Source organism: Pandoraea sputorum (genome assembly GCF_000814845.2).
Lineage (GTDB): Bacteria > Pseudomonadota > Gammaproteobacteria > Burkholderiales > Burkholderiaceae > Pandoraea > Pandoraea sputorum.
This window is the reverse complement of sequence record NZ_CP010431.2, coordinates 1,811,834-1,833,964: the sequence shown is the minus strand read 5'-3', so window position 1 is coordinate 1,833,964 and position 22,131 is coordinate 1,811,834. Positions and strand designations below refer to the sequence as shown.

At 64.6% G+C, this 22,131-nt stretch carries 18 protein-coding genes; 6 read left to right on the top strand and 12 right to left on the bottom strand.

Going from position 1 to position 22,131, the window contains the following annotated elements; all coding sequences use genetic code 11:
* Nucleotides 1-43: 43 nt before the first annotated feature.
* The 4 genes from prpF to prpB all read right to left on the bottom strand — a co-directional run bounded on the left by prpF (nt 44) and on the right by prpB (nt 6,079).
* The gene (gene prpF / locus NA29_RS08175) at nt 44-1,240 is read right to left on the bottom strand and encodes a 2-methylaconitate cis-trans isomerase PrpF (RefSeq protein ID WP_039397411.1); all 1,197 of its coding nucleotides are present in this window, start codon (nt 1,238-1,240) and stop codon (nt 44-46) included.
* Between the two features lie 11 nt (nt 1,241-1,251).
* A complete protein-coding gene (gene acnD / locus NA29_RS08170) occupies nt 1,252-3,852 on the bottom strand; it encodes a Fe/S-dependent 2-methylisocitrate dehydratase AcnD (RefSeq protein ID WP_039397409.1) in 2,601 nt (866 codons plus the stop codon).
* A 157-nt stretch (nt 3,853-4,009) separates the two neighbouring features.
* On the bottom strand, nt 4,010-5,161 hold the full coding sequence (gene prpC / locus NA29_RS08165; RefSeq protein ID WP_039397407.1) for a bifunctional 2-methylcitrate synthase/citrate synthase: 1,152 nt from the start codon (nt 5,159-5,161) through the stop codon (nt 4,010-4,012).
* A 27-nt stretch (nt 5,162-5,188) separates the two neighbouring features.
* Entirely contained in the window at nt 5,189-6,079 is an 891-nt protein-coding gene (gene prpB, locus NA29_RS08160) for a methylisocitrate lyase (protein ID WP_039397405.1), read from the bottom strand.
* A 335-nt stretch (nt 6,080-6,414) separates the two neighbouring features.
* On the opposite strand from prpB, the gene prpR reads away from it, so the two are divergent.
* Entirely contained in the window at nt 6,415-8,478 is a 2,064-nt protein-coding gene (gene prpR / locus NA29_RS08155) for a propionate catabolism operon regulatory protein PrpR (RefSeq protein WP_306592195.1), read from the top strand.
* Between the two features lie 32 nt (nt 8,479-8,510).
* Here prpR and NA29_RS25710 read toward each other — a convergent pair whose 3' ends face one another.
* From NA29_RS25710 to NA29_RS08140, 4 genes are all read right to left on the bottom strand, one after another.
* Nucleotides 8,511-8,672 (bottom strand): hypothetical protein, encoded by a 162-nt coding sequence (locus NA29_RS25710; protein WP_157127362.1) that lies wholly within the window; start codon nt 8,670-8,672, stop codon nt 8,511-8,513.
* Nucleotides 8,673-8,881: 209 nt separating this feature from the next.
* Complete coding sequence (locus NA29_RS08150; protein ID WP_039397402.1) at nt 8,882-9,682, bottom strand: MetQ/NlpA family ABC transporter substrate-binding protein; 801 nt, start codon at nt 9,680-9,682, stop codon at nt 8,882-8,884.
* A gap of 457 nt (nt 9,683-10,139) precedes the next feature.
* Nucleotides 10,140-10,760 (bottom strand): hypothetical protein, encoded by a 621-nt coding sequence (locus tag NA29_RS26120; protein WP_157127359.1) that lies wholly within the window; start codon nt 10,758-10,760, stop codon nt 10,140-10,142.
* Between the two features lie 419 nt (nt 10,761-11,179).
* Nucleotides 11,180-12,127: a GlxA family transcriptional regulator gene (locus NA29_RS08140; protein ID WP_039397400.1), complete on the bottom strand. Its 948-nt coding sequence runs from the start codon at nt 12,125-12,127 to the stop codon at nt 11,180-11,182.
* 231 nt (nt 12,128-12,358) lie between these two features.
* On the opposite strand from NA29_RS08140, the gene NA29_RS08135 reads away from it, so the two are divergent.
* On the top strand, nt 12,359-13,186 hold the full coding sequence (locus NA29_RS08135; protein WP_039397398.1) for an SDR family NAD(P)-dependent oxidoreductase: 828 nt from the start codon (nt 12,359-12,361) through the stop codon (nt 13,184-13,186).
* A gap of 97 nt (nt 13,187-13,283) precedes the next feature.
* On the opposite strand, the gene NA29_RS08130 is transcribed toward NA29_RS08135, so the two are convergent.
* Both NA29_RS08130 and NA29_RS25705 read right to left on the bottom strand, forming a co-directional pair.
* Nucleotides 13,284-14,240, bottom strand: a complete 957-nt coding sequence (locus NA29_RS08130; protein ID WP_039397396.1) for a LysR family transcriptional regulator — start codon at nt 14,238-14,240, stop codon at nt 13,284-13,286.
* Nucleotides 14,224-14,514, bottom strand: coding sequence for a hypothetical protein (locus tag NA29_RS25705; protein ID WP_157127357.1), 291 nt, complete (start codon nt 14,512-14,514; stop codon nt 14,224-14,226). Before NA29_RS25705 ends, NA29_RS08130 begins: the two co-directional genes overlap by 17 nt.
* On the opposite strand from NA29_RS25705, the gene NA29_RS08125 reads away from it, so the two are divergent.
* From NA29_RS08125 to NA29_RS08110, 4 genes are all read left to right on the top strand, one after another.
* Complete coding sequence (locus NA29_RS08125; RefSeq protein ID WP_052252623.1) at nt 14,513-15,859, top strand: MFS transporter; 1,347 nt, start codon at nt 14,513-14,515, stop codon at nt 15,857-15,859. The genes NA29_RS25705 and NA29_RS08125 overlap by 2 nt on opposite strands.
* Complete coding sequence (locus NA29_RS08120; RefSeq protein ID WP_039397394.1) at nt 15,856-16,638, top strand: SDR family NAD(P)-dependent oxidoreductase; 783 nt, start codon at nt 15,856-15,858, stop codon at nt 16,636-16,638. Before NA29_RS08125 ends, NA29_RS08120 begins: the two co-directional genes overlap by 4 nt.
* A gap of 75 nt (nt 16,639-16,713) precedes the next feature.
* Nucleotides 16,714-18,456, top strand: a complete 1,743-nt coding sequence (ilvD, locus tag NA29_RS08115; RefSeq protein WP_039397392.1) for a dihydroxy-acid dehydratase — start codon at nt 16,714-16,716, stop codon at nt 18,454-18,456.
* The gene (locus NA29_RS08110; RefSeq protein ID WP_039397390.1) at nt 18,456-19,346 is read left to right on the top strand and encodes an NAD(P)-dependent oxidoreductase; all 891 of its coding nucleotides are present in this window, start codon (nt 18,456-18,458) and stop codon (nt 19,344-19,346) included. The genes ilvD and NA29_RS08110 overlap by 1 nt, the downstream gene beginning before the upstream one ends.
* Nucleotides 19,347-19,435: 89 nt before the next feature.
* On the opposite strand, the gene NA29_RS08105 is transcribed toward NA29_RS08110, so the two are convergent.
* Nucleotides 19,436-21,046 carry an ABC transporter substrate-binding protein gene (locus tag NA29_RS08105; protein ID WP_039402744.1) on the bottom strand — a complete coding sequence of 537 codons (1,611 nt, stop codon included), beginning with the start codon at nt 21,044-21,046 and terminating at the stop codon, nt 19,436-19,438.
* 150 nt (nt 21,047-21,196) lie between these two features.
* A complete protein-coding gene (locus tag NA29_RS08100; protein WP_150777342.1) occupies nt 21,197-22,081 on the bottom strand; it encodes a 4'-phosphopantetheinyl transferase family protein in 885 nt (294 codons plus the stop codon).
* Nucleotides 22,082-22,131 lie beyond the last annotated feature (50 nt).

The following is a 22,131-nucleotide window of genomic DNA, read 5'->3' as shown; positions in this document are numbered from 1 at the left end:
CCTCCTGTGAGGTGAGACGATTCGGTACCGGACCCGCGTCCGGTCAGAAGGCATCTCCCGGAATGCGCACCCAGCCTTCCATCAGCACGCGCGCGCTGCGGCTCATGATGGCCTTCGTGACCGTCCATTCGCCGCCTTCCTGATTGGCTTCTGCTCCGACGCGCAATGTGCCGGACGGATGACCGAAGCGTACCGCATTGCGTTCTCCACCGCCCGCCGCCAGATTCACGAGCGTGCCCGGAATCGAGGCCGCCGCACCGATACACACGGCCGCCGTACCCATCATCGCGTGATGCAGCTTGCCCATCGACATCGCGCGCACGAGCAGATCGACATCTCCGGCATTCACGGCCTTGCCGCTCGACGCCGTGTAGCCCGCCGGTTTCGCCACGAACGCGACCTTCGGTGTGTGCTGACGCGTCGCCGCTTCCGACACGTCCTTGATCAGTCCCATGCGAATCGCGCCGTGTGCGCGAATCGTCTCGAACATGGCGAGCGCCTTCGGATCGCTGTTGATGGCGTCCTGCAACTCGGTGCCCTTGTAACCGATCTCCTCGGCGTTGAGGAAGATGGTCGGGATGCCCGCATTGATCATCGTCGCCTTGAACGTGCCCACGCCGGGCACTTCGAGATCGTCGACGAGATTGCCGGTCGGGAACATGGCGCCGCCGCCCCCATCACCCTCTTCTTCGGCGGCCGGATCGAGAAATTCGAGCTGCACTTCGGCGGCCGGGAAGGTCACGCCGTCGAGTTCGAAGTCGCCCGTCTCCTGCACCGCACCGTCCGTCATCGGCACATGGGCGACGATTGTCTTGCCGATGTTGGCCTGCCAGATGCGAACGATGGCCACGCCATCGCGCGGCACGCGCGCCGGGTCCACCAGTCCGCCGCTGATCGCGAACGGGCCGACGGCCGCCGACAGATTGCCGCAGTTGCCGCTCCAGTCGACGAACTTCTGGTCGATGGAGACTTGCCCGAACAGGTAATCCACATCGTGCCCCGGCCGCTCGCTCTTTGCGATGATGACCGTCTTGCTGGTGCTCGACGTCGCGCCGCCCATGCCGTCGATCTGCTTGCCGTACGGGTCCGGGCTGCCGATCACGCGCATGAGCAACGCGTCGCGGGCCGCACCGGGTGTCTGCGCGGCGCCAGGCAGGTCCTGCAAGCGGAAGAACACGCCCTTGCTCGTGCCGCCACGCATGTACGTGGCCGGAATGCGAATTTGTGGCTGATGCGCCATCACATCTCTCCTCAGGCGGCTGCCTGCGACGATTCCAGAAAGTCCTGTGCGAAGCGCTGGAGCACCCCGCCCGCCTCGTAGATCGAGACTTCTTCGGCGGTGTCGAGACGGCACGTCACCGGCACGTCGATGCGCTCACCGTTCTTGCGGTGGATGACCAGCGTCAGGTCGGCGCGCGGCGTGCGCTCGCCGATCACGTCAAACGTCTCGCTGCCGTCAATGCCCAGCGTCTTGCGGTTCGTGCCCGGCTTGAACTCCAGCGGCAACACGCCCATACCGACGAGATTGGTGCGGTGAATGCGCTCGAAGCCCTCGGCGACGATGGCTTCGGTGCCCGCCAGACGCACGCCCTTCGCCGCCCAGTCGCGCGACGACCCCTGACCGTAGTCGGCCCCGGCGATCACGATGAGCGGCTGCTTGCGCGCCATGTACGTCTCGATGGCCTCCCACATGCGCGTGACCTTGCCTTCCGGCTCGATGCGCGCGAGCGAGCCCGCCTTGACCTGTCCGTCGACCACGACCATCTCGTTCTTGAGCGTCGGGTTGGCGAACGTGGCACGCTGCGCCGTGAGGTGATCGCCGCGGTGCGTGGCGTAGGAGTTGAAGTCCTCTTCCGGCAGGCCCATCTTCGCGAGGTATTCACCCGCTGCGCTGTCGGCCATGATGGCGTTCGACGGCGAGAGGTGATCCGTCGTGATGTTGTCGCCCAGCACGGCCAGCGCACGCATGCCGCGCAGCGTACGCTCACCGGCGAGCGCGCCCTCCCAGTAAGGAGGACGTCGGATGTACGTGCTCATCTCGCGCCAGTCATACAGCGGCTCGGCCCGCTCGCCGTGGTCCACCGAAGCGGCAAACATCGGCTCGTACACACGACGGAACTGTTCCGGCTTGACGCTGCTCGCGATGATAGCGTCGATCTCTTCGTCGCTCGGCCACAGGTCGGCGAGTCTGATGGGCTTGCCATCGGCGTCGACACCGAGCACATCCTTCTCGATATCGAAGCGGATGGTCCCCGCAATGGCATATGCCACCACCAACGGAGGCGAGGCGAGAAACGCCTGCTTCGCATACGGGTGGATGCGGCCATCGAAGTTGCGGTTGCCCGAGAGAACAGCCGTCGCGTACAGGTCACGCTCGACGACTTCCTTCTGGATCACCGGATCGAGCGCACCCGACATGCCGTTGCACGAGGTGCACGCGTAAGCGACCACACCGAAGCCGAGCGCCTCCAATTCCGGCAGCAGACCGGCCGCCTCCAGATACAGCGTGACGGCCTTCGAGCCAGGCGCAAGCGAACTCTTGACCCACGGTTTGCGCACGAGACCCGCACGGTTGGCGTTTCGCGCGAACAGACCCGCCGCGATCATGTTGCGCGGGTTGTTGGTGTTCGTGCAACTCGTGATGGCCGCGATGATGACCGCGCCGTCGGGCATCAGCCCCGGCGCGTTCTCCACCGTGCCGCTGATCCCGCGTGCGGCCAGCTCGCTCGTCGGCACACGCTTGTGCGGGTTGGACGGACCGGCGATGTTGCGCACCACGCTCGACAGATCGAACGTCAGCACGCGCTCGTACTCCGCCCCGGTCAACGTGTCGGCCCACAGACCGGTGTGCTTTGCATAGGTCTCGACCAGCGCGACGAGCGCGTCGTCGCGGCCGGTGAGCTTCAGGTACTTGATGGTTTGCGCGTCGATGTAGAACATCGCCGCCGTTGCACCGAACTCCGGTGCCATGTTCGAGATGGTCGCGCGGTCGCCCAGCGTAAGGTTCGCCGCACCTTCTCCGTAAAACTCCAGATAAGCGGACACCACCTTTTCCTTACGCAGGAATTCGGTCAGCGCGAGCACGATGTCGGTCGCGGTAATGCCCGGTTGCGGCTTGCCCGTCAGTTCCACACCGACGATGTCCGGCAACCGCATCCACGACGCGCGCCCGAGCATCACGCTTTCCGCTTCCAGCCCGCCCACGCCAATGGCGATCACGCCCAGCGCATCGACCATCGGCGTATGCGAATCGGTCCCCACGAGCGTATCGGGATAGGCCACACCGTCCGCCACCTGAATCACCGGGCTCATGCGTTCCAGATTGATCTGGTGAAGGATGCCGTTGCCCGGCGGAATCACGTCGACGTTGCGAAACGCCTTCTTCGTCCAGTTGATGAAGTCGAAGCGGTCTTCGTTACGACGATCTTCGATCGCGCGGTTCTTCGCGAACGCATCGGGATCGAAGCCGCCGCATTCGACGGCCAGCGAGTGATCGACCACTAGTTGGGTCGGCACTACCGGGTTGACCAGCGCCGGGTCGCCGCCTTGCGCCGCAATTGCATCGCGCAGACCGGCGAGGTCGACGAGCGCCGTCTGACCGAGGATGTCGTGGCACACCACGCGTGCGGGGAACCACGGGAAATCGAGGTCGCGGCGTCGCTCGATCAGTTGCTTGAGCGAGTCGGTCAGCGCGCCCGGATCGCAGCGGCGCACGAGGTTCTCGGCCAGCACGCGCGAGGTGTACGGCAGCGTGTCGTACGCGCCCGGGGCAATGGCCTCGACGGCAGCACGGGCGTCGAAGTAATCGAGCGACGTCCCGGGCAGGGATTTACGGTATTCGGTGTTCATCATGTGAGGAAGGTGTCGGCCCGGCCGGTGACTAGTTAGCGCACGGTGTGTGCGATGCGCGATGCGAATGACGGAACAACGACGCCCCGGCATGGACACGGCACGGCAGCAGGAATCCCGCCGCTGCCGCCCCCCGCCGTCGCCGAGGCGTTAGACAGACTTAACGCTTGTCGATCGGCACGAACTGCTGATCTTCCGGACCGGTGTAATTAGCGCTCGGGCGAATGATCTTGTTGTCGATGCGCTGCTCGATGATGTGCGCACTCCAGCCCGACGTACGTGCGATCACGAACAACGGCGTGAACATCGCGGTCGGCACACCCATCATGTGATAGCTCACGGCGCTGAACCAGTCGAGGTTCGGGAACATCTTCTTGACGTCCCACATCACCGATTCCAGACGCTCGGCGATGTCGTACATCGCCGTGTTTTGCTGTTCTTTCGACAACTCGTGCGCGACTTCCTTGATGACCTTGTTGCGCGGATCGCTCACGGTGTAGACCGGGTGGCCGAAGCCGATGATCACTTCCTTGTTCTCGACACGCTGACGGATGTCGGCTTCAGCTTCGTCCGGCGAGTTGTAGCGCTTCTGCACCTCGAACGCGACTTCGTTCGCGCCACCGTGCTTCGGACCACGCAGCGCACCGATTGCGCCGGTAATCGCCGAGTGCATGTCCGATCCCGTGCCCGCAATCACGCGCGCGGTGAACGTCGAGGCGTTGAACTCGTGCTCCGCGTACAGGATCAGCGACGTATGCATCGCGCGCACCCACTGGTCCGACGGCTTCTCGCCGTGCAGCAGATGCAGGAAGTGACCGCCGATGCTGTCGTCGTCCGTTTCCACGTCGATACGCACGCCATTCTGGCTGTAGTGATACCAGTACAGCAGCATCGAGCCGAGGCTGGCCATGAGACGGTCGGCGATGTCGCGTGCGCCCGGAATGTTGTGATCGTCCTTCTCCGGCAGCACGGTACCGAGCACCGACACGCCGGTGCGCATCACGTCCATCGGGTGAGCCGCGGCGGGCACGGCTTCGAGAGCGTCCTTCACGGCGGCGGGCAGGCCGCGCAGCGCCTTGAGCTTGGCCTTGTAGCCGCGCAGCTCTGCCACGTTCGGCAGCTTGCCGTAGACCAGCAGATACGCAATTTCTTCGAATTCCGAGGTCTGGGCCAGATCCAGAATGTCGTAGCCGCGATAGTGCAGATCGTTGCCCGAACGCCCCACGGTACACAGTGCCGTGTTGCCTGCGGTCACACCCGACAGGGCGACGGATTTCTTCGGCTTGAAGCCAGTGGCAGTCGTCTCGCTCATGCTCTTTCCTCCAGGATCAGGGGTTCGTTATTTCTGTTGGGCGAACAGGGCGTCGAGCTTCTGTTCGTATGCGTGGTAGCCGATGCTCTCATAGAGCTCGGCACGCGTTTGCATCGTGTCGAGCACGGCCTTTTGCGTGCCGTCGCGACGAATCGTGTGATAGACGTTTTCCGCCGCCTTGTTCATCGCGCGGAACGCCGAGAGCGGATACAGCACCAGGCCGACCTGCGCGCTCTTGAGTTCTTCCACGGTGAACAGCGGCGTCGAGCCGAACTCGGTGATGTTCGCGAGCACGGGCACCTTCACGGCGTCCGAGAACTGGCGGTACATCGGCAGTTCCGTCATCGCTTCGGGGAAGATCATGTCGGCACCCGCTTCAACGCACGCGCACGCGCGGTCGATGGCCGCCTGGAGGCCTTCGACGGCCAGCGCATCGGTGCGCGCCATGATGACGAAATTCTCGTCGGTGCGCGCGTCGACGGCCGCCTTGATGCGGTCGACCATCTCCTGCTGCGTCACGATGGCCTTGCCGGGACGATGACCACAGCGCTTCGCACCCACCTGATCTTCGATATGCATCGCACCCGCGCCGAATTTGATCAGCGACTGCACGGTGCGCGCGATGTTGAAGGCCGACGGACCGAAGCCCGTGTCGACGTCCACCAGCAGCGGCAGGTCGCACACGTCGGTGATACGGCGCACGTCGGTGAGCACGTCGTCGAGCGTCGAGATGCCCAGATCGGGCAACCCGAGCGAACCGGCAGCGACACCGCCGCCTGAAAGATAGATCGCCTTGAACCCGGCCGCCTTGGCAAGCAAGGCGTGGTTGGCATTGATGGCACCGACAACCTGCAACGGTTGCTCGGTCTTGACGGCCTCGCGAAAGGCGGCGCCGGCCGAACGAATGGTTTGCGTCACTTGAATCCCTCGGTCGTGTCTTGCGCGCCGGATGAACGGAATGCCACCGGATCGCATGGGTTGAGTAGCAGGCTTCTGGATAGCAATGGCCGTGCCAGCAGGTCGTGCGCTCGCGCATCGCGAATCCCTTCGCCGCGCTAACGCATTCATTTATCGACGGAAATTCTTCGCTTGCGTGACGTTTACGTCAAGGTAAATGTCAGATGGGGGCGGTTGCGGCGGTCGCAAAACGTTTCAATTTGAAACGCAAAATGAAACAAATCGTCGCAACATGCTACGATTCGACTCAAATCCCCCTGCTGCTAAGCGCCATGCCGAATTCGATACCCACCGAGATGCCATCCCGCCTGCCCGCGACCGTCGCAGGCGTGGCGCGAGCGCCCACGGTGCCCGCGATGCGAAAGCCGGTGATCTGGGCCGTCGGCATCAGCAAGCTCGGCGAGCTGTATCGCGATATCGTGCCGGACTACGCTGCGCAGGCCGACGTCCACATCGTCGACAAGGGATACGAAGCCGTGATCGAAGCGCTGGAGCGCTTGCCCGCCGGGAGCGTCGACGGCATCGTCGCAGCCGGATCGAACGGCGACTTTCTGCGCGAACGGCTTGCGTTGCCTGTGGTGCTGGTCAAAGTCACCGGCTCCGATGTCATGCACGCGCTGGCTCGGGCGCGACGCGCCCTGCCCGCATCGTCCCCCGACTCACGCATCGCGCTCGTGTCCTACGCACGCCCTGCGGCAGAATTCGAGCGCTTCAAGAGCGCCTTTCATCTCGACATCGCGCAGCACACCTATGTCGATGCGCAAAACGCCGAGGACCTCGTGCACCGGTTGCGCGACGACGGCATGGAGGTCATTGTCGGGCCGGGTCTCGTCACGCAACTGACCGAGCGCGCCGGCCTCACGGGCATCTTTCTCTACTCGCAGGATTCGGTGCGAGCAGCGTTCGACACGGCGCTGGAAGTCGCGCGTCTCGGGCGCATCGAAGCGCAACGGCGCGAGCGTCTCGACACGGTGTTGCGGCATCTGCACGAAGGCGTGGCCGCCGTCGATCTGAACGGACGCATCGAGGCGATCAACGCGTCGATGGCCGGGATTCTCGGCGTCACGGCAGCGGACGCCGTTGGCCGAACGCTCGACGCCATTGCGCCAGCACTCGACATCGCCCGCACGCTGGAGAGCGCGAGCGCCGAGCTCGAAGCGATCGTCTCGATGGCGGGCAAGACGTGGGTCATCAACCGCATTCCCCTGCTGGATCAGGGCACGCTCACGGGCGCGCTCGTCACGTGTCAGGACTCGCAGTCGTTCGCCCGTGTGGATCGTTCGCTGCGTTCCCGCCATCGTCCGCGGCATCTCGTCGCGCGCTACCGACTCGACGATCTGATCGGCGACTCGGCGGCGATGACACAAGTCCGCGCGCTTGCACGCCGCTATGCGCAGACCGATTCGACGGTACTCGTGCACGGCGAGAGCGGCACGGGCAAGGAATTGCTTGCACAGGGGATCCACAACGCGAGCCGCCGCCGCGACTATCCGTTCGTCGCCATCAATTGCGCCGCGTTTCCGGAGACGCTGCTCGAGAGCGAGTTGTTCGGGTATGAAGATGGCGCGTTCTCCGGCGCCCGACGCGGTGGCAAAGCCGGTCTGTTCGAGACGGCACACAACGGCACCATCTTTCTCGATGAAATCGGCGAGATGCCAATGCCGCTGCAAACCCGGCTGCTGCGCGTGTTGCAGGAGCGCGAAGTCCTGCGTCTTGGCGCAAATGAACCGGTGCCGTGCGACGTGCGCGTGGTCGCCGCCACGCACCGCGACCTGCGCCAGCAAGTCGCGGCCGGGCTGTTTCGCGAAGATCTTTACTACCGTCTGAACATCCTGCGCATGGTGCTGCCCGCGTTGCGCGAACGCATGGACGACCTGCCACGCCTCACGCCGCTGTTCCTGGAGCGCGCATTGGCCCGGGCGGGTGCGCGCATGAGCGTCGATGCGTTGCAAGCGTCTCTATTGCCGCTGCTTGCGAGCTATCGCTGGCCGGGGAACGTTCGGGAGCTGGAGAACTTGCTGGAGCGCATCGCGGTCGTCTGCGCCGATGTGGTCGATGCCCGCGAAATCAGCCGTGCACGATTGATCGAGATTGCCCCGGAACTTGGCACGACGCCGCCACCGCCCGCGTTCGACGTTTCAAAAACGAACGGTGGCCGGATAAAAGGCATAAAGGGTGCGACGGGCGTTGCAACCGTCGACGCGCCCGACGCCCCGATGACCGGACGCGAGCGGCGTGCCGCCGAGGAGCTGGCACGCATTCACTCGACGCTGGCCGCCTGCGGCGGCGACCGCAATGCCGCGTGCGAAGCACTCGGCATCAGCCGCTCGACGCTCTGGCGCAAACTTCGCGCCGGGTAATGTGCATCGGCGATGCACCCGGCGCGAATACCTCAATGTTGATGACGAATACGGTCCCACATCTCGTGCCAGTCCAGACGCTTGTGCGCGGCAGGCTCATCGTGATGCGTGACCCAGAAGTGGTCGACGAGCATGCCGATGGCGAAGCCGACGAGCAGCGCTACCAGCATCATCGAGAAATTGATCATGGACATGGCGGCCTCCCGTCGAAAGGAATCACGCTTTCATTCTAGTCAAACGCCGCAGCGCCAGCGGCCCAAAATCTCGGCTTGGGGACGTAAAAAAACCGGGGTCGAAACCCCGGTTTTTCATTTGACGCGAGCCATGTCGCATCAATGCGCCGCTAATGCGTCATCAATGCGCCACCAATGCGCGCGACGCGCATCCCGCGGCGTTTCAATGCTTACCACGTCGCAATCAGTGCGCCCTTGAATTGCGTGTCGATGAACTGCTTCACTTCGTCCGAATGGTAGGCATCGACCAGTTGCTTGACCCACGGCTTGTTCAGGTCTTGCGTGCGCACGGCGATCAGATTGGCGTACGGGCCTTTCAGGTCTTCGATGGCGATGGCGTCACGCTTGGGCACCAGACCGGCCTGTGCAGCGAAGTTCGTGTTGATCGACGCAGCATCCAGATCCGGCAACGCGCGCGGCAGTTGTGCGGCTTCCAGTTCGCGGATCTTGAACTTCTTCGGGTTCTCGATATCGAGCGGCGTGATGTTCTTGCCATCCAGACCCGGCTTCACCTTGATCAGACCTTCCTTCGCGAGCAGACGCAGCGCACGGCTACCGTTCGACGGATCGTTCTGGATACCGATTTGCGCGCCGTTCGGCAGATCCTTGAGCGACTTGTACTTCTTCGAATAGAAGCCCAGCGGCGAAACGTAGGTGAGGCCAGCCGTCGATATCTTGTAGCCACGATCCTTGACCTGGCTATCGAGGAACGGCTTGTGCTGGAAGCCGTTGGCGTCCAGGTCGCCAGCGTCGAGCGCGGCGTTCGGCTGTGCATAGTCACTGAATTCGACGATCTTGATGAACAGGCCACGCTTTTCGGCCACCTTTTTCACCACTTCGAAGATCTGCGCGTCCGAGCCGGCCATCGTGCCGACCTTGAGGGGCTTGTCGGCCGTCTGGGCCGAGGCGCCGAGAGAGGCCAGTGCAAACGTTGCGCCGAGGAACGCGTTGATCAGTTGACGGGACAGCATGTGCGAATTCTCCTTTTGCTTATGTGGTCCGACGCCTGTTGGGCGTCTGTGCGAGGGGAAGCGGGCCTGTTGAGTCCGCAACGGTCACGCGCGACGTAGACATGCCGACGGTAAAGCTGCATGGCCATGTCGGGCGATCCAGACCCCGGATGCTGCCACAACCGCGGGTTTACACGAAATACATAATTGGTATTTCGATATCCCCCGAGCACATCGATAGGCGGCGTTCATCAAAAAAAAACGCCCCCTCGGATCACCGAAGGGGCGCTTCGCCGGGAGAACAGCCTGATCACGGGCCGGGGGGGTGGCACGGCTGGCGGCAATGCCGTCAGCCGGTCGCGTCAGGAACCGACGAACAACCTGCGAGACTCGCTACACCATCAAGACCAACCGATATGAGGGCCAGTGCCTGCATGCGCTGTGCCGAACGCATGCAGGCCCCACACCCACCACTGGCTCAGGGACACGGCTCCTCGCCAGCCTGGCCGTTCATCGCGCATCCGCCGCCACCGCCGAAACCGCTAGGGCCACCGAATGCTGCCAATCCGCCTCCGCCTGCAGCGCCACCGATGCCACGGCCGCCTGGACCACTGGCGCCACCGCCGCCGCCGCTGCTTGCGCCAACACCGCCGCCACCGCCAGTGCCGCCGCCACCGCCACCGCCGCCGCCACCGCCGCCACCGCCGCCACCGCCGCCGCCACCACCGCCACCACCGCCGCCGCCGCCACCGCCACCGCCACCGCCGCCGCCGCCACCGCCGCCGCCGCCGCCACCGCCACCGCCACCGCCGCCACCGCCGCCGCCGCCACCGCCGTCACCACCACCGCCACTGTGGCCACCGCAGCCGCAACCGCCAGCGCCGCCGATACCAACGCCCACGCCGACGCCGGTCCCGGTACCGCCGGGGCCGCCGAATGCGCCCAACCCACCGAGGCCGCCCGCACCGCCGAAGCCGATGCCGCCGCCTCCGCCACGCCCACCGCCACCGCCACCGGCGGCATATGACGCGTTGATCGAAATGCCGCAGAGCATCGCTGCTGCTGCCGCCCCTACCAGAGTCGCCTTGAACCTGTTCATGGTCCCCTCCCCGCGCACGCGCACACACTCACTTCGGAACACGCCGGACCCCGCCATAAGGTCCAACGTTACGACGAGAGCGCGTCAGCAGAAATCGCGGGCAATAGCGGGCCCGCCCGTGCTTAGCAGCACAGGAACCCCTTGCCAACAGCCTGCGGAGAATCCGGGTTGGCGCTTCGCCATACACGATTCACATACGCGAATTCCGTGCCAGCGGACTCAACCCGTTGATTTAAAAGAAATTAATAGCTCAATTTACGAGACATCGATACGTCCCCTGTCGAAAACGTATCGTTCGTGAAACGCTTACAACGTAATGCGACGGCATTCGATGCTCAACTTGACGGACGATGCCCTCATGAAGCCCGGTTGAAAGACGGATGAGCGGCACATGAGGCGCGTGAAACACACGGGAACGTCTATGCGCGCATGCGTTCGCGCGCCTCGCGCAACAGAGCCTGCGGCGGCTTGCCGAGCGTACGGACGAACGCACGGCGCATACGCTCCTCATCGCCGAAACCGGTCACGATCGCAACCCGCGCAATCGACGCCTCGCCCGCTTCGAGCAACGCCTGCGCCGCTTCAAGACGCAACTTCTCAATGGCCTTCGCGGGCGTCAGCCCGGTCTGCAACGTGAATTCACGACTGAAATGGCGAGCACTCCAATGCACCTGTGCCGCGAGTTGCTCCACCGATAGCGGTTCTCGCAAATGCTCGCGCGCGTAGGCGAGCGCTGCGCGCACCCGGTCGGAGCTGGGTTCGAGCGTAGACAGCGTGGAGAACTGCGACTGGCCACCGGTGCGCCGATAGTGCACGACCAGCAAGCGAGACGTATCGCGAGCGACATCGCTGCCGTAATCGGCTTCGACCAGCGCCAGTGCCAGATCGATACCGGCCGTCATGCCTGCCGATGTCCAAATCGACCCATCGTTGACGTAGATCCTGTCGTCTTCGACGATCACATCCGGGTGTTGCTGCTGTAACGCCGTCGCCTGCCCCCAATGTGTCGTGGCGCGCCTTCCGTTCAGCAGCCCGGCATCGGCCAGCACGAACGCCCCCGAGCAGATGCTCCCGATGCGTCGCACCTTCGGCGCGAGCCGCCGTAAAGCCTCGACGAGATCCGGCTCGGTCGGCACCACGTACGTCGCGCCCGCCACCAGCACCGTGTCGTAACGATGCCTCTCCATAGGCTCCGTTGCCACCGCAATCCCGGCAGAGTCTCGCACCAGCCCGCCTTCGACCGAGAGAGTCTGCACTTCGTACAGCGGTGCGTCGCGCCCGAAGTTCGCGATCTCGAACACTGACATCGAGGCCAGCGACATCATCTGAAAGCCGGGATAGACCACCAACGCAATTCGTTTCGTCATGACGCGAAGGGCCACTAAGGCCACGGACGGAAGGTTTCAAAACGACGGAATGGGTAGACAAACGGCGGCATCGACAGCCACCGCAGGACCAATGCGTCGATTGTAGTTGGCGCGTTAGACGGGCGTCGGACACGTTTGTCCTAAAAAGTGGTTTTCCTGTCATTTGAGACACCGCAATGAGCGACCACACTGGACGTCATGGACCCAACAACCGGAACAACCGTAACGACCATGAACGCATTCACTCAAATCCATCAGCCGGGCACCGCATTGATTACGGGTGCCTCCTCGGGCATCGGCGCGATTTACGCCGACCGCCTCGCCCGTCGCGGCCACGACCTCATTCTTGTCGCCCGCAATACGACACGCCTGCTCGAAGCAGCCCAGCGTCTTCACGTCGAGACCGGCCGTCGGGTCGATATCCTGAGCGCGGATCTCTCCACGCGTGAAGGCCAGGCGCTCGTCGAAGCGCGTCTGCGTGAAGACACTCGCATCGACACCCTCGTGAACAACGCAGGCTTCGGCGCGGTCGCACCGCTGCTGCAAGCGGACGTCGATCACCTGACCGACATGATCGAAGTCAACGTGACCGCGCTTACCCGCCTGACGTACGCGGCGGTGCCGGGATTCGTGGCACGCGGGCGCGGCACCGTCATCAACATCGCATCCATCGTCGCGATCGCACCGGAATTGCTCAACGACGTGTACGGCGGCTCGAAGGCGTTCGTGCTTGCGTTCTCGCAATCACTCCAGCATCAGCTCGCCGATACGGGCGTGCGTGTGCAAGCCGTATTGCCGGGTGCCACGATCACGGAGTTCTGGGATGTCGCAGGCAAGTCGCATCAGGAATTGCCGCAAGAATGGCTGATGACGTCCGACGATCTCGTGGACGCGGCGCTGGCCGGACTCGATCAGGGCGAAACCATCACCATCCCGCCGTTGCAGGATGGCGACGAATGGAGCGCGTACGACACCCTGCGTCGCAAGATGTCGCAAGGACTGAGCAACGCCTCGCCGGGCAAGCGTTACGGATTGAAGGCGGTCGCCAACGCGGCCTGACGTGAACGGGCACCAAGGGAACTAAGGGTATTAAGGGCGTTGAGGCAGTGCATGCGTCCCCTGCCAACCCAGGGAACGCATGCACCGACGCAGTCCGTCAGTTCGCGTCGATCAACTCCGCCGACGATTCGCGCAGGCACGCCGCAAACAGTTGCGACGCGGGCGTTGTCGTGTCTTCGCGCCAATACAGAATCGCGTCGCCCAGCGGCCCTAACGGCGGCAGCGGCAGCACGCGCATGGTCCCGCGCTGGGCGTAGCGTCGCGCAAGCGAGAGCGGCAGGATCGAGACGAACCCGCCGCCGCGCAGCAGCGACAGATTCAGCGCAAGCGAACTCGACTCGATGGCGGGACGCTGCAACGTCACCCCGTGCTCAGCCAGAATCTCCGCCATCGTGGTGAAGGCGGGCGAGCCACGCATCGGCGTGATCCATCGCACGTCCTGCAAATCCCGCCATGAGACGGCAGCCTCTGCCGCTCCCAGTGGATGCTGCGTGCCGACGACGAACACGAACGGCTCGTGATGCAGCGACTCGTTACGCATCACCGCCAGGTGGCCGGTCACGCGATTGCGCCCGAGCGCCAGATCGAGATTGCCCTCGTCCATCATCTTGAGCAAACGGTCCAGCGTGGCCTCCACGAACGAGAACGACGCATTCGGCGCACGCCGCGTGAACAGCTCGACCGCATGCGCGATCAGCGGCTGGGGAATCGTCACCACTGCACCGAAGCGCACATGCCCGGCAGTCCCCGTGGTCAACGCGCTCACGTCGCGGCGCGCCAGTTCGATCTGCCGCAGGATTTCACGTCCACGCTCCACGAGCACGCGTCCGATGCCGGTCAGCTCCACCGCATTGCCCACCCGCCGCACCACCGGCGCGCCGAGCGCCTCTTCGATCTCCCCGATCTGCTTGGAAATGGCGGGCTGCGTGACGTGAAATGCCGCCGCCACGCGCGTGACCTGACGCAGTTCGCCCAGCGTCACCAGCATGCGCAGATGGCCTAGCTTCAGGCCACTGCGGAAAAAGCGCTCAATCGAGTTATCGGTCGTTGTCATGACGGATGCGGAAAACTTCTGTTGGAACACGCCAAACCGAGATCATAACCAAACGGTAATGCCCCGTGCGCAAAGTGTGATTTGCCGTCACGGCGAACCACCCCTTACCCTTCGTACGAGCAGCATGGCCGCACAGGGTTATTCGATGCGCCGGAGCGACGATCCATTGCGCATCGGCAATCTCCTTCGCATAACCGAATATCTTCGGAATGCACGTCAGGCTGCCCAATAACTCGACGTGCCACACGGCACGCACCACGGAGACAACACCCATGAGCTCGTCCCCCTCGTCCTACCCGGGCGGTGCACAGCCGCATCCCGGCAACAATGCTCCCCCTGTGGCGGCAAGTTCGGCGCAGCGCGACGCGCTGTACCGCAAGCTGACCTGGCACATCATCCCGTTCCTCTTTCTCGCGTTCATCGTCGCGTACATCGACCGTGTGAACGTGAGCTTCGCCAAGCTGGAGATGCTCTCCGACCTGTCGCTGTCCGAGACCGTGTATGGCGCAGGTGCGGGCGTGTTCTTCCTCGGCTATTTCCTCTTCGAGGTGCCGAGCAACCTGATCCTGCATCGCGTGGGCGCACGCATGTGGATCGCGCGCATCATGGTGACGTGGTCGATCATTTCCTGCCTGACGATGTTCACGCAGGGACCGATGTCCTTCTACGCACTGCGCTTCCTGCTCGGCGTAGCCGAAGCGGGCTTCTTCCCCGGCATCGTGCTCTATCTGGCCACGTGGTTCCCGTCGAACAAGCGCTCGCAGATCATTGCGCTGTTCATGGTCGCCATTCCCGTCTCGGGCGCCATCGGCGGTCCGCTCTCCGGCTGGATCATGCAGCACTTCGGCGGCATGCACGGTTACGCAGGCTGGCAATGGCTGTTTCTGATCGAAGGCATTGCGTCGCTGCTCGTCGGCATCGCGGCGTTCTTCGTGCTCCAGGACCGGATCGAAACGGTGAAGTGGCTGAACGCCGACGAAAAGCGTCTGCTGGCACAAGACCTCGCCGCCGACGACAGCACCCGCGCGCATCACAGCGTGCGTCAGGTGTTCGGTAGCGGCCGCGTGTGGCTGCTCGGCCTGTTGTACTTCTGCATCGCCATGGGCAATTACGGCCTCGTGTTCTGGCTGCCAACGATGATTCGCGCTGCCGGCGTCGCCAACCTGGGCAACATCGGTCTGCTCTCGGCCCTGCCGTCGCTGGTGAGCGCCGTCGCGATGATTCTCGTCGCACGTCATGCCGACCGGCACAACGAGCGTCGCATGCATGTGGCCGTGTGCTGCTTGCTCGGCGCAGCCGGTATGGTCGCGTCGGTGCTGCTGGCGCAGCATCTCTGGTGGTCGATGGCGGCACTGATCGTTGCGGCGATCGGCATCAACTCGATTGCACCGGTGTTCTGGGGCATTCCCACGGCGATGATGGGCGGTGCAGGCGCGGCCGCCGCCATCGCGCTGATCAATTCGACCGGCAACCTCGCGGGCTTCGTCAGCCCGTACGTCATCGGCTTTCTCAAAGACAGCACCGGGCAGTTGCTGCCGGGCATGATCGTGCTGGCGTGTGCGCTGGTCGGCGGAGCATGCATCGTGTTGTCGCTCAAGCCCCAACGGAGCCGTGCATGAGTTTTCCCGTCTGTCTCGTGACCGGTGCCGCCACGGGCATCGGTGCGGCCACCGCCCTGCGTTTTGCGCAGGACGGCTGGGCCGTGGCCATCAACAATTTCGACGACAGCACGCGTGCGGCCGCCGAAGCGGTCGCGGCGCAATGCCGCGACGCCGGTGTGCAAACGCTCGTCGTCGATGCCGACGTCGGTGACGACGCTGCCTGCCGCCGCATGGCGGACGCCGTTGGCGCGAAATGGGGACGGCTCGACGCCCTCGTCAACAGCGCCGGGACCACGCGCGTAATCCCGCATGGCGATCTCGAAGCCATCGACGCCGTGGAGTTCGAGCGCATCTATCGCGTGAACCTCATCGGCATGTTCCAGATGACGCGTGCTGCTGCGCCGTTGCTGCGGGAGCGTCCGGTGTCTGCTGCATCGGCTGCATCGGTCGTCAACATCTCGTCGCTGGCATCGCTCAACGGCACGGGGTCGTCGATTGCTTACGCGGCCTCGAAGGGCGCGGTCAACGCGCTCACGCTCTCGCTCGCCCGCAACCTGGCGCCGCACGTGCGCGTGAACGCCATCGCACCGGGCATGGTCGACGACGGCCTGCTGCGCCGCGTGCTCGGCGACGAGGCGTACGGCCGCGTCGTCGAAGGCATGCGCGAGAACTCGCCGCTCAAGCGCGTTTCGCAACCCTGCGAAATTGCCGAGCTGGCGTGGTTCCTCGCTGCCCGCGCACCGGCGATGACCGGTCAGGTGCTCGCCATCGAAAACGGGTTGTTGCTCAATACGTAATCGATGCGGGGTCGATGCGGGGTCGACGCTGGGTCGACACTTGCGCCCCCGCCACAAAAGCATAAGGAAGTCCCCATGACAGATCTGCACAAACACCGCTCCCGCACGGTCACCGAAGGCGTCACACGCACCCCGCATCGCGCGTTCCTGCGTGCAACCGGCCTCGACGACGCCGCCATCGACAAACCGTTCGTGGCCATCGTCGACACTTTCGGCGAGAACACGCCCTGCTCCATGTCGCTGAATCAGATTTCGGACAACGTGCGTCTGGGCGTGGCCGCCGGCGGCGGCGTACCGATTCGCGGCTCGGCCATCTCGGTATCCGACGGCACGTCGATGAACCACTCGGGCATGCGCTTCTCGCTGGTCTCACGCGAAACGATTGCCGACAGCGTGGAGCTGTTCGTGCGCGCGCATTGCTACGACGCGCTCGTTGGCGTGGCGGGGTGCGACAAGACGCTGCCCGGCATTCTGATGGGCATGGTGCGCGTGAACGTGCCCGGCGTGTTCCTCTTCGGTGGCGCGATGCTGCCGGGCGTCGCCCCCGACGGCTCGCAGGCCACCATCCTTACCGCCATCGAAGCGGTCGGCACGGCCCAACGTGGCGACATGTCCGCCGAGACGCTGCGCGGCATCGAAAAGCGCTGCACGCCGACGGCGGGCTCTTGCCCCGGTCAGTTCACCGCCAACACGATGGCGATGGTCGCGGAAGTGCTCGGCCTTGCACCGCTCGGCTCCGCGATGGTGCCAGCCGTCTACAGCGAACGGATCGCGATCGCGCGTCGCGCGGGCGAGAACGTGATGCGGGCGCTGCGCAACGGCGGACCGCTGCCGCGCGACCTCGTCACGCGCAAGAGTCTGGAGAACGCCTGCGCCGCCGTGGCGGCTACCGGTGGCTCGACCAACGCCATGCTGCACATCCCTGCCATCGCCCACGAAGCGGGCATCGAGTTCACGCTCGACGACGTCTCCGAAGTCCTCGCCCGCACGCCGCTCATCGGCGACATGCAACCCGGCGGACGCTACCTGGCCGTCGATCTGCATCATGTCGGCGGCGTGCCTGCGGTGCTCAACGCGCTGCTCGCAGGCGGTCACATCCACGGCGACACGCTCACGCAGACCGGCGAGACGCTCGCCGAAGCGTTGCGTGCCTTCCCCGGCCCCGACGGACGCGTGGTCAAGCCGCACACCGAACCGCTCTCGCCCAACGCGGGACTGGTCGTGCTGCGCGGCAACCTCGCGCCCGACGGTGCGGCGCTCAAGACCGCAGGCCTCAAGCACCTCACCTTCACCGGCACCGCACGCGTGTTCGAGACGGAGGAGGACTGCATGGCCGTGGTGTCTGCGCAGACGTACCGCGAGGGCGATGTGCTCGTGATTCGCAACGAAGGCCCCAAGGGCGGGCCGGGCATGCGCGAGATGCTGAGCGTGACGGCAGCGATCTACGGGCAAGGGATGGGCGAGAAGGTCGCGCTGCTCACGGACGGCCGCTTCTCGGGCGCAACGCGCGGCATGTGCATCGGTTACGTCGGCCCCGAAGCGGCGGCGGGCGGACCGATTCGCCTACTTCGGGACGGCGATACCATCCACATCGACGCAATCAAGGGTAAGCTCGACGTCGAACTCTCCGACGAAGCACTCGCCGCGCGGGCCGCCGAGGCCAAACCGTTCGTGCGCGGCCGTCTGGGCGGCGTACTGGAAAAGTACGAAGCGCTCGTGCGGCCGGCCAAGCTGGGCGCGGTAACCCATTCGGGGGCTGTGGAATGGCCCTACGAAGCGTCTATCGGGGAGACGCCAACCCACGAGGACCCGAATTGATGACTACCCCACGCGTAGGCTTTTGCGGCATCGGCCGCATGGGCGAACCCATGACGCAGCGGCTGATCGCCGCTGGCCACGACGTCGCCGTCTGGAACCGTTCTGCCGCCAAGCTCGGCGCACTGACCGATGCCGGTGCGATGGCCTGTGTGACGCCGCAGGCGCTCGGCGAATGCGTCGACATCGCCCTGCTCTGTCTCGGTGATGGAAAGGCTGTAGAGGAGGTGGTATTCGGTGAGCACGGGCTCGTGCACGCCGCAACGCCCCCGCGCTATCTCGTCGATCACTCGACGCTCTCGCCCGCACTCACCCGCAATCTCGCGAAGCGCTGGACTGAGGCCACCGGCAGTGTCTGGATCGATGCCCCGGTGTCCGGCGGCACGGGCGGTGCGCAGGCAGGCACGCTGGCCATCATGGCGGGCGGTCCCGCCGAGGCTATCGAAGCCGTGACGCCGGTGCTGCGTGCTTTCTCGTCGCGCGTCACCCGCATGGGCGACATCGGCGCGGGCCAGACGACCAAGCTCGCCAATCAGGCCATTGTCGCCACGACCCTCGCAGGTCTGGCCGAAGCCTTCGTGCTGGCCAAGCGCAGTGGCATCGACACGGCGGCAGTACCGTCGGCGTTGCAAGGCGGCTGGGCCGATTCCGTTCTCATGCAGACCCTCTGGCCGCGCATGGTGACGCCACCCGATTTCGCCACCGGCACGGTGCGCGTGATTCTGAAGGACCTCGACGCGATTGCCGAACTGGCGCACGCGAGCGCGACCGTACAGCGCGTGCTGCCGGAAGTGCGTCGTTTGCTGAAGGACGCCGCAGAGCGCGGCATGGCGGACTGGGACCTGTCGCAGGTGTTCCGCATCGGCGAAGCGGAGAGCGCGCCCGACGCCTGACGTCAGTCTCGCCGCGCCATGAAAAAAGCCATGCCCGTTGAGGGGCATGGCTTTTTGTCTTTCCGGGACGTCTGCGGCGAGTGACGAGCTTACTTGACCTTCACCGCCGAGAAGTCCTGACGGCCGAACGGGCTGACCTGATAGCCCGACACGTCGGTGCGCGTGATCACGGCTGCGACCGGATGCGCCAGCGGAATCCACAGCGCGTCGTCCTTGATCGTCTTCTGCGCCGCCTGATACTTGGCGGTGCGCGCCGCGATGTCATGCGTGCGCTTGCCGTCGCTGATCAGCTTGTCGAGATTGGCGTCGCAGAAGCGGGCGAAGTTCGTGCCCGAGGTGACGGCCGCGCAGCTGAACTGCGGCGTGAGGAAGTTGTCCGGATCGCCGTTATCACCCGACCAGCCCATGAACAGGAGGTCGTGCTCGCCCGCCTTGCCGCGGCGAATCAGCTCGCCCCACTCCACCGTCTTGATCTGCGCCTTCACACCGATCTTCGCCAGATCGCTTTGCAGCATCTCGGCCCCCACGCGCGGGTTCGGATTGAGCAGGCTGCCTGCCGGACGCGTCCAGATCGTCGTCTCGAAACCTTGCGGGAAACCGGCGTCCGCCAGCAGCTTCTTCGCGCGATCGATGTTGTGCGGATAGTCCGCCACGTTCTTCGCATAGCTCCACGTGTTCGGCGGATACACGTTCACTGCCGGTGTGGCCGTGCCTTCGAACACTTGCTTCACGTAGCTCGGCTTGTCGAACGCGAGGTTCAGCGCCTGACGCACCCGCACGTCGTTCAACGGCTTGTGCTGCGTGTTGATGGCGACGAAGGCCGTCATGAAGGCCGGTGTCTCTACGACCTTGAGCGCCTTGTCGCCACGCGCGGCCTGCACGTCGAGCGGCTTGGGCGACAGCGCGATCTGGCACTCGCCGACCTTGACCTTCTGCGCACGCACAGCAGGGTCCGGCACGATCGTGTAGATCAGACGCTCGGACGCCGGCGCGCCGCCGAAGTACGACTTGTTGGCGTCGTACCGCACCACACTGTCTTTCTGATAGCTGCGCAAGACGAACGGGCCGGTGCCGATCGGACGCGCGTTGAGTTCATCGGTCTTGTTCGCCGCGAGAAGCTTGTCGGCGTACTCGGCCGAATAGATCGACGCGAAGCCCATCGACAGCATCGAGAGGAACACGGCGTCCGGCTCGGAGAGCGTGAAGCGCACCGTGTTGTCGTCGACCTTCTGGACCGACTTGATCAGCTTGCCAAGCGACAGCGACTGCGCATGCGGGAAGCCCGACGGCGTGAGCTTGTGCCACGGCGCGTTGTCGTTGAGCATGCGATCGAACGTGAAGACGACGTCGTCGGCATTGAATGCGCGCGTCGGCTTGAAGAGATCGTTACTGTGGAAGCTGACGTTCGGGCGCAGCGTGAACGTGTACGTGAGGCCATCCGGCGTCACTTCCCATTTCGTCGCCAGACTCGGCACGACCTTGGCTTGCGCGGCATCGAACTCGACCAGACGATTGAACACCGGATCGGCCGATGCGTTGGTCGTGGTGAGCGAGTTGTAACGCACGACATCAAACCCTTCCGGGCTGGCTTCCGTGCAGACGGTGAGCGGCTTGGCGTTCGCTGCCAGCGGAATCAGCGGCAAAGCGAGCGCGGTGAGTACGGCGAGGGTATGGCGGGATGCAAGCGAGCGACGACGCATGAGCTTCTTCTCCAGGAAGTCGATGACGGGCAGAACGGATGGCAAAACAACGGGCCAGAATAGCGCAAATTCAGGACCCCTGCCTTTGCATCGCAGCATATGCATAGATGCGCACGCGCAAATACCAAACGGGAACGCAAAAAGGGAAAGTCAGTTCTGCCAACCGAAAGCGCGCATCCGATGCACGATGCTGTCGCGCGCTGCCACCACCGTCAGTCGCGAACTGACGGACATGTCGTAGAGGTAGCGCGTTTGCCCGGCATACGGAACGCTGACATAGGGGTGCGCGAGCAGCGGCACATCGGCCCCGGCCGTCAGCGACTCTCCCTCGCCCGCCAGTCTTGCCAGACACAAGCGATGCGCAGTGTCGCGCGCCACGGCAATCGGATCGAGCGCGCTCGGCGACTGGCTCGCGGGGGCGATCAGCGGCGCATTGTCGTCGGTGCCGACCGGCGTCGGCGCGTGAGCGGCCAGTGCAATCGGGCCCTGCCCCATCGCGACGAAGAGCCACAGCCCCGCATGCGCCATATCGATCCACACCTTGCCGTGCGGACCGTCACACTCCAGAGACGAGACGCCCGGCGTTGCCGTCGGCACCGGTGCCTGCGCAGGCGTGCATCGGAACCAGCGGCCGAAGATCCAGCGCAACGCAATGCGCTCCGACAGGAACCGATGACGCATTTGCGTGCGCGGCAACCGGCGCGCGAGCGAATGCTCGGCGGCCGAGAGCCAGGTGGCTCCATCGTCCGGGCCACCGGCCGCCGCGCCGGTCGCCCCAAAGGGACGACCGGCGAGCAGAAAGCGCCACAGCCAAAGCTCGTCGCTATTGCATTGGGGGGAAGGCGAAACGGCGGTGCGCTGCCCACCGTCGCCCTGCTTTGCCGCCTCGATGTCGCTACTCGCCAGCGCGCGATTCTGCGCGCCACCCGTGAGCTTGCGGTCGCCCTGGCCGAACTGCCCGAGCGGCACGTAAGTCATGGAAGGTGTTGGAATCGATGCTACGCGCGGCGTCAGATCGACCGTTCGTTTCAACATCAACAATGACGACCTCCACAGACGTGACCGCCGACGACTTGCACCGCTTG

Excerpts from the sequence above, each read along its gene's own strand:
- NA29_RS26120 (WP_157127359.1), bottom strand. The coding sequence starts at position 10,760 with ATGAACAGGTTCAAGGCGACTCTGGTAGGGGCGGCAGCAGCAGCGATG.
- NA29_RS08100 (WP_150777342.1), bottom strand. The coding sequence starts at position 22,081 with ATGTTGAAACGAACGGTCGATCTGACGCCGCGCGTAGCATCGATTCCA.
- NA29_RS08105 (WP_039402744.1), bottom strand. The coding sequence starts at position 21,046 with ATGCGTCGTCGCTCGCTTGCATCCCGCCATACCCTCGCCGTACTCACC.
- NA29_RS08125 (WP_052252623.1), top strand. The coding sequence starts at position 14,513 with ATGAGCTCGTCCCCCTCGTCCTACCCGGGCGGTGCACAGCCGCATCCC.
- acnD (WP_039397409.1), bottom strand. The coding sequence starts at position 3,852 with ATGATGAACACCGAATACCGTAAATCCCTGCCCGGGACGTCGCTCGAT.
- NA29_RS08150 (WP_039397402.1), bottom strand. The coding sequence starts at position 9,682 with ATGCTGTCCCGTCAACTGATCAACGCGTTCCTCGGCGCAACGTTTGCA.
- NA29_RS08135 (WP_039397398.1), top strand. The coding sequence starts at position 12,359 with ATGAACGCATTCACTCAAATCCATCAGCCGGGCACCGCATTGATTACG.
- prpF (WP_039397411.1), bottom strand. The coding sequence starts at position 1,240 with ATGGCGCATCAGCCACAAATTCGCATTCCGGCCACGTACATGCGTGGC.
- prpR (WP_306592195.1), top strand. The coding sequence starts at position 6,415 with ATGCCATCCCGCCTGCCCGCGACCGTCGCAGGCGTGGCGCGAGCGCCC.
- prpC (WP_039397407.1), bottom strand. The coding sequence starts at position 5,161 with ATGAGCGAGACGACTGCCACTGGCTTCAAGCCGAAGAAATCCGTCGCC.
- ilvD (WP_039397392.1), top strand. The coding sequence starts at position 16,714 with ATGACAGATCTGCACAAACACCGCTCCCGCACGGTCACCGAAGGCGTC.
- NA29_RS25710 (WP_157127362.1), bottom strand. The coding sequence starts at position 8,672 with ATGTCCATGATCAATTTCTCGATGATGCTGGTAGCGCTGCTCGTCGGC.
- NA29_RS08140 (WP_039397400.1), bottom strand. The coding sequence starts at position 12,127 with ATGACGAAACGAATTGCGTTGGTGGTCTATCCCGGCTTTCAGATGATG.
- NA29_RS08130 (WP_039397396.1), bottom strand. The coding sequence starts at position 14,240 with ATGACAACGACCGATAACTCGATTGAGCGCTTTTTCCGCAGTGGCCTG.
- NA29_RS08110 (WP_039397390.1), top strand. The coding sequence starts at position 18,456 with ATGACTACCCCACGCGTAGGCTTTTGCGGCATCGGCCGCATGGGCGAA.
- NA29_RS25705 (WP_157127357.1), bottom strand. The coding sequence starts at position 14,514 with ATGGGTGTTGTCTCCGTGGTGCGTGCCGTGTGGCACGTCGAGTTATTG.
- NA29_RS08120 (WP_039397394.1), top strand. The coding sequence starts at position 15,856 with ATGAGTTTTCCCGTCTGTCTCGTGACCGGTGCCGCCACGGGCATCGGT.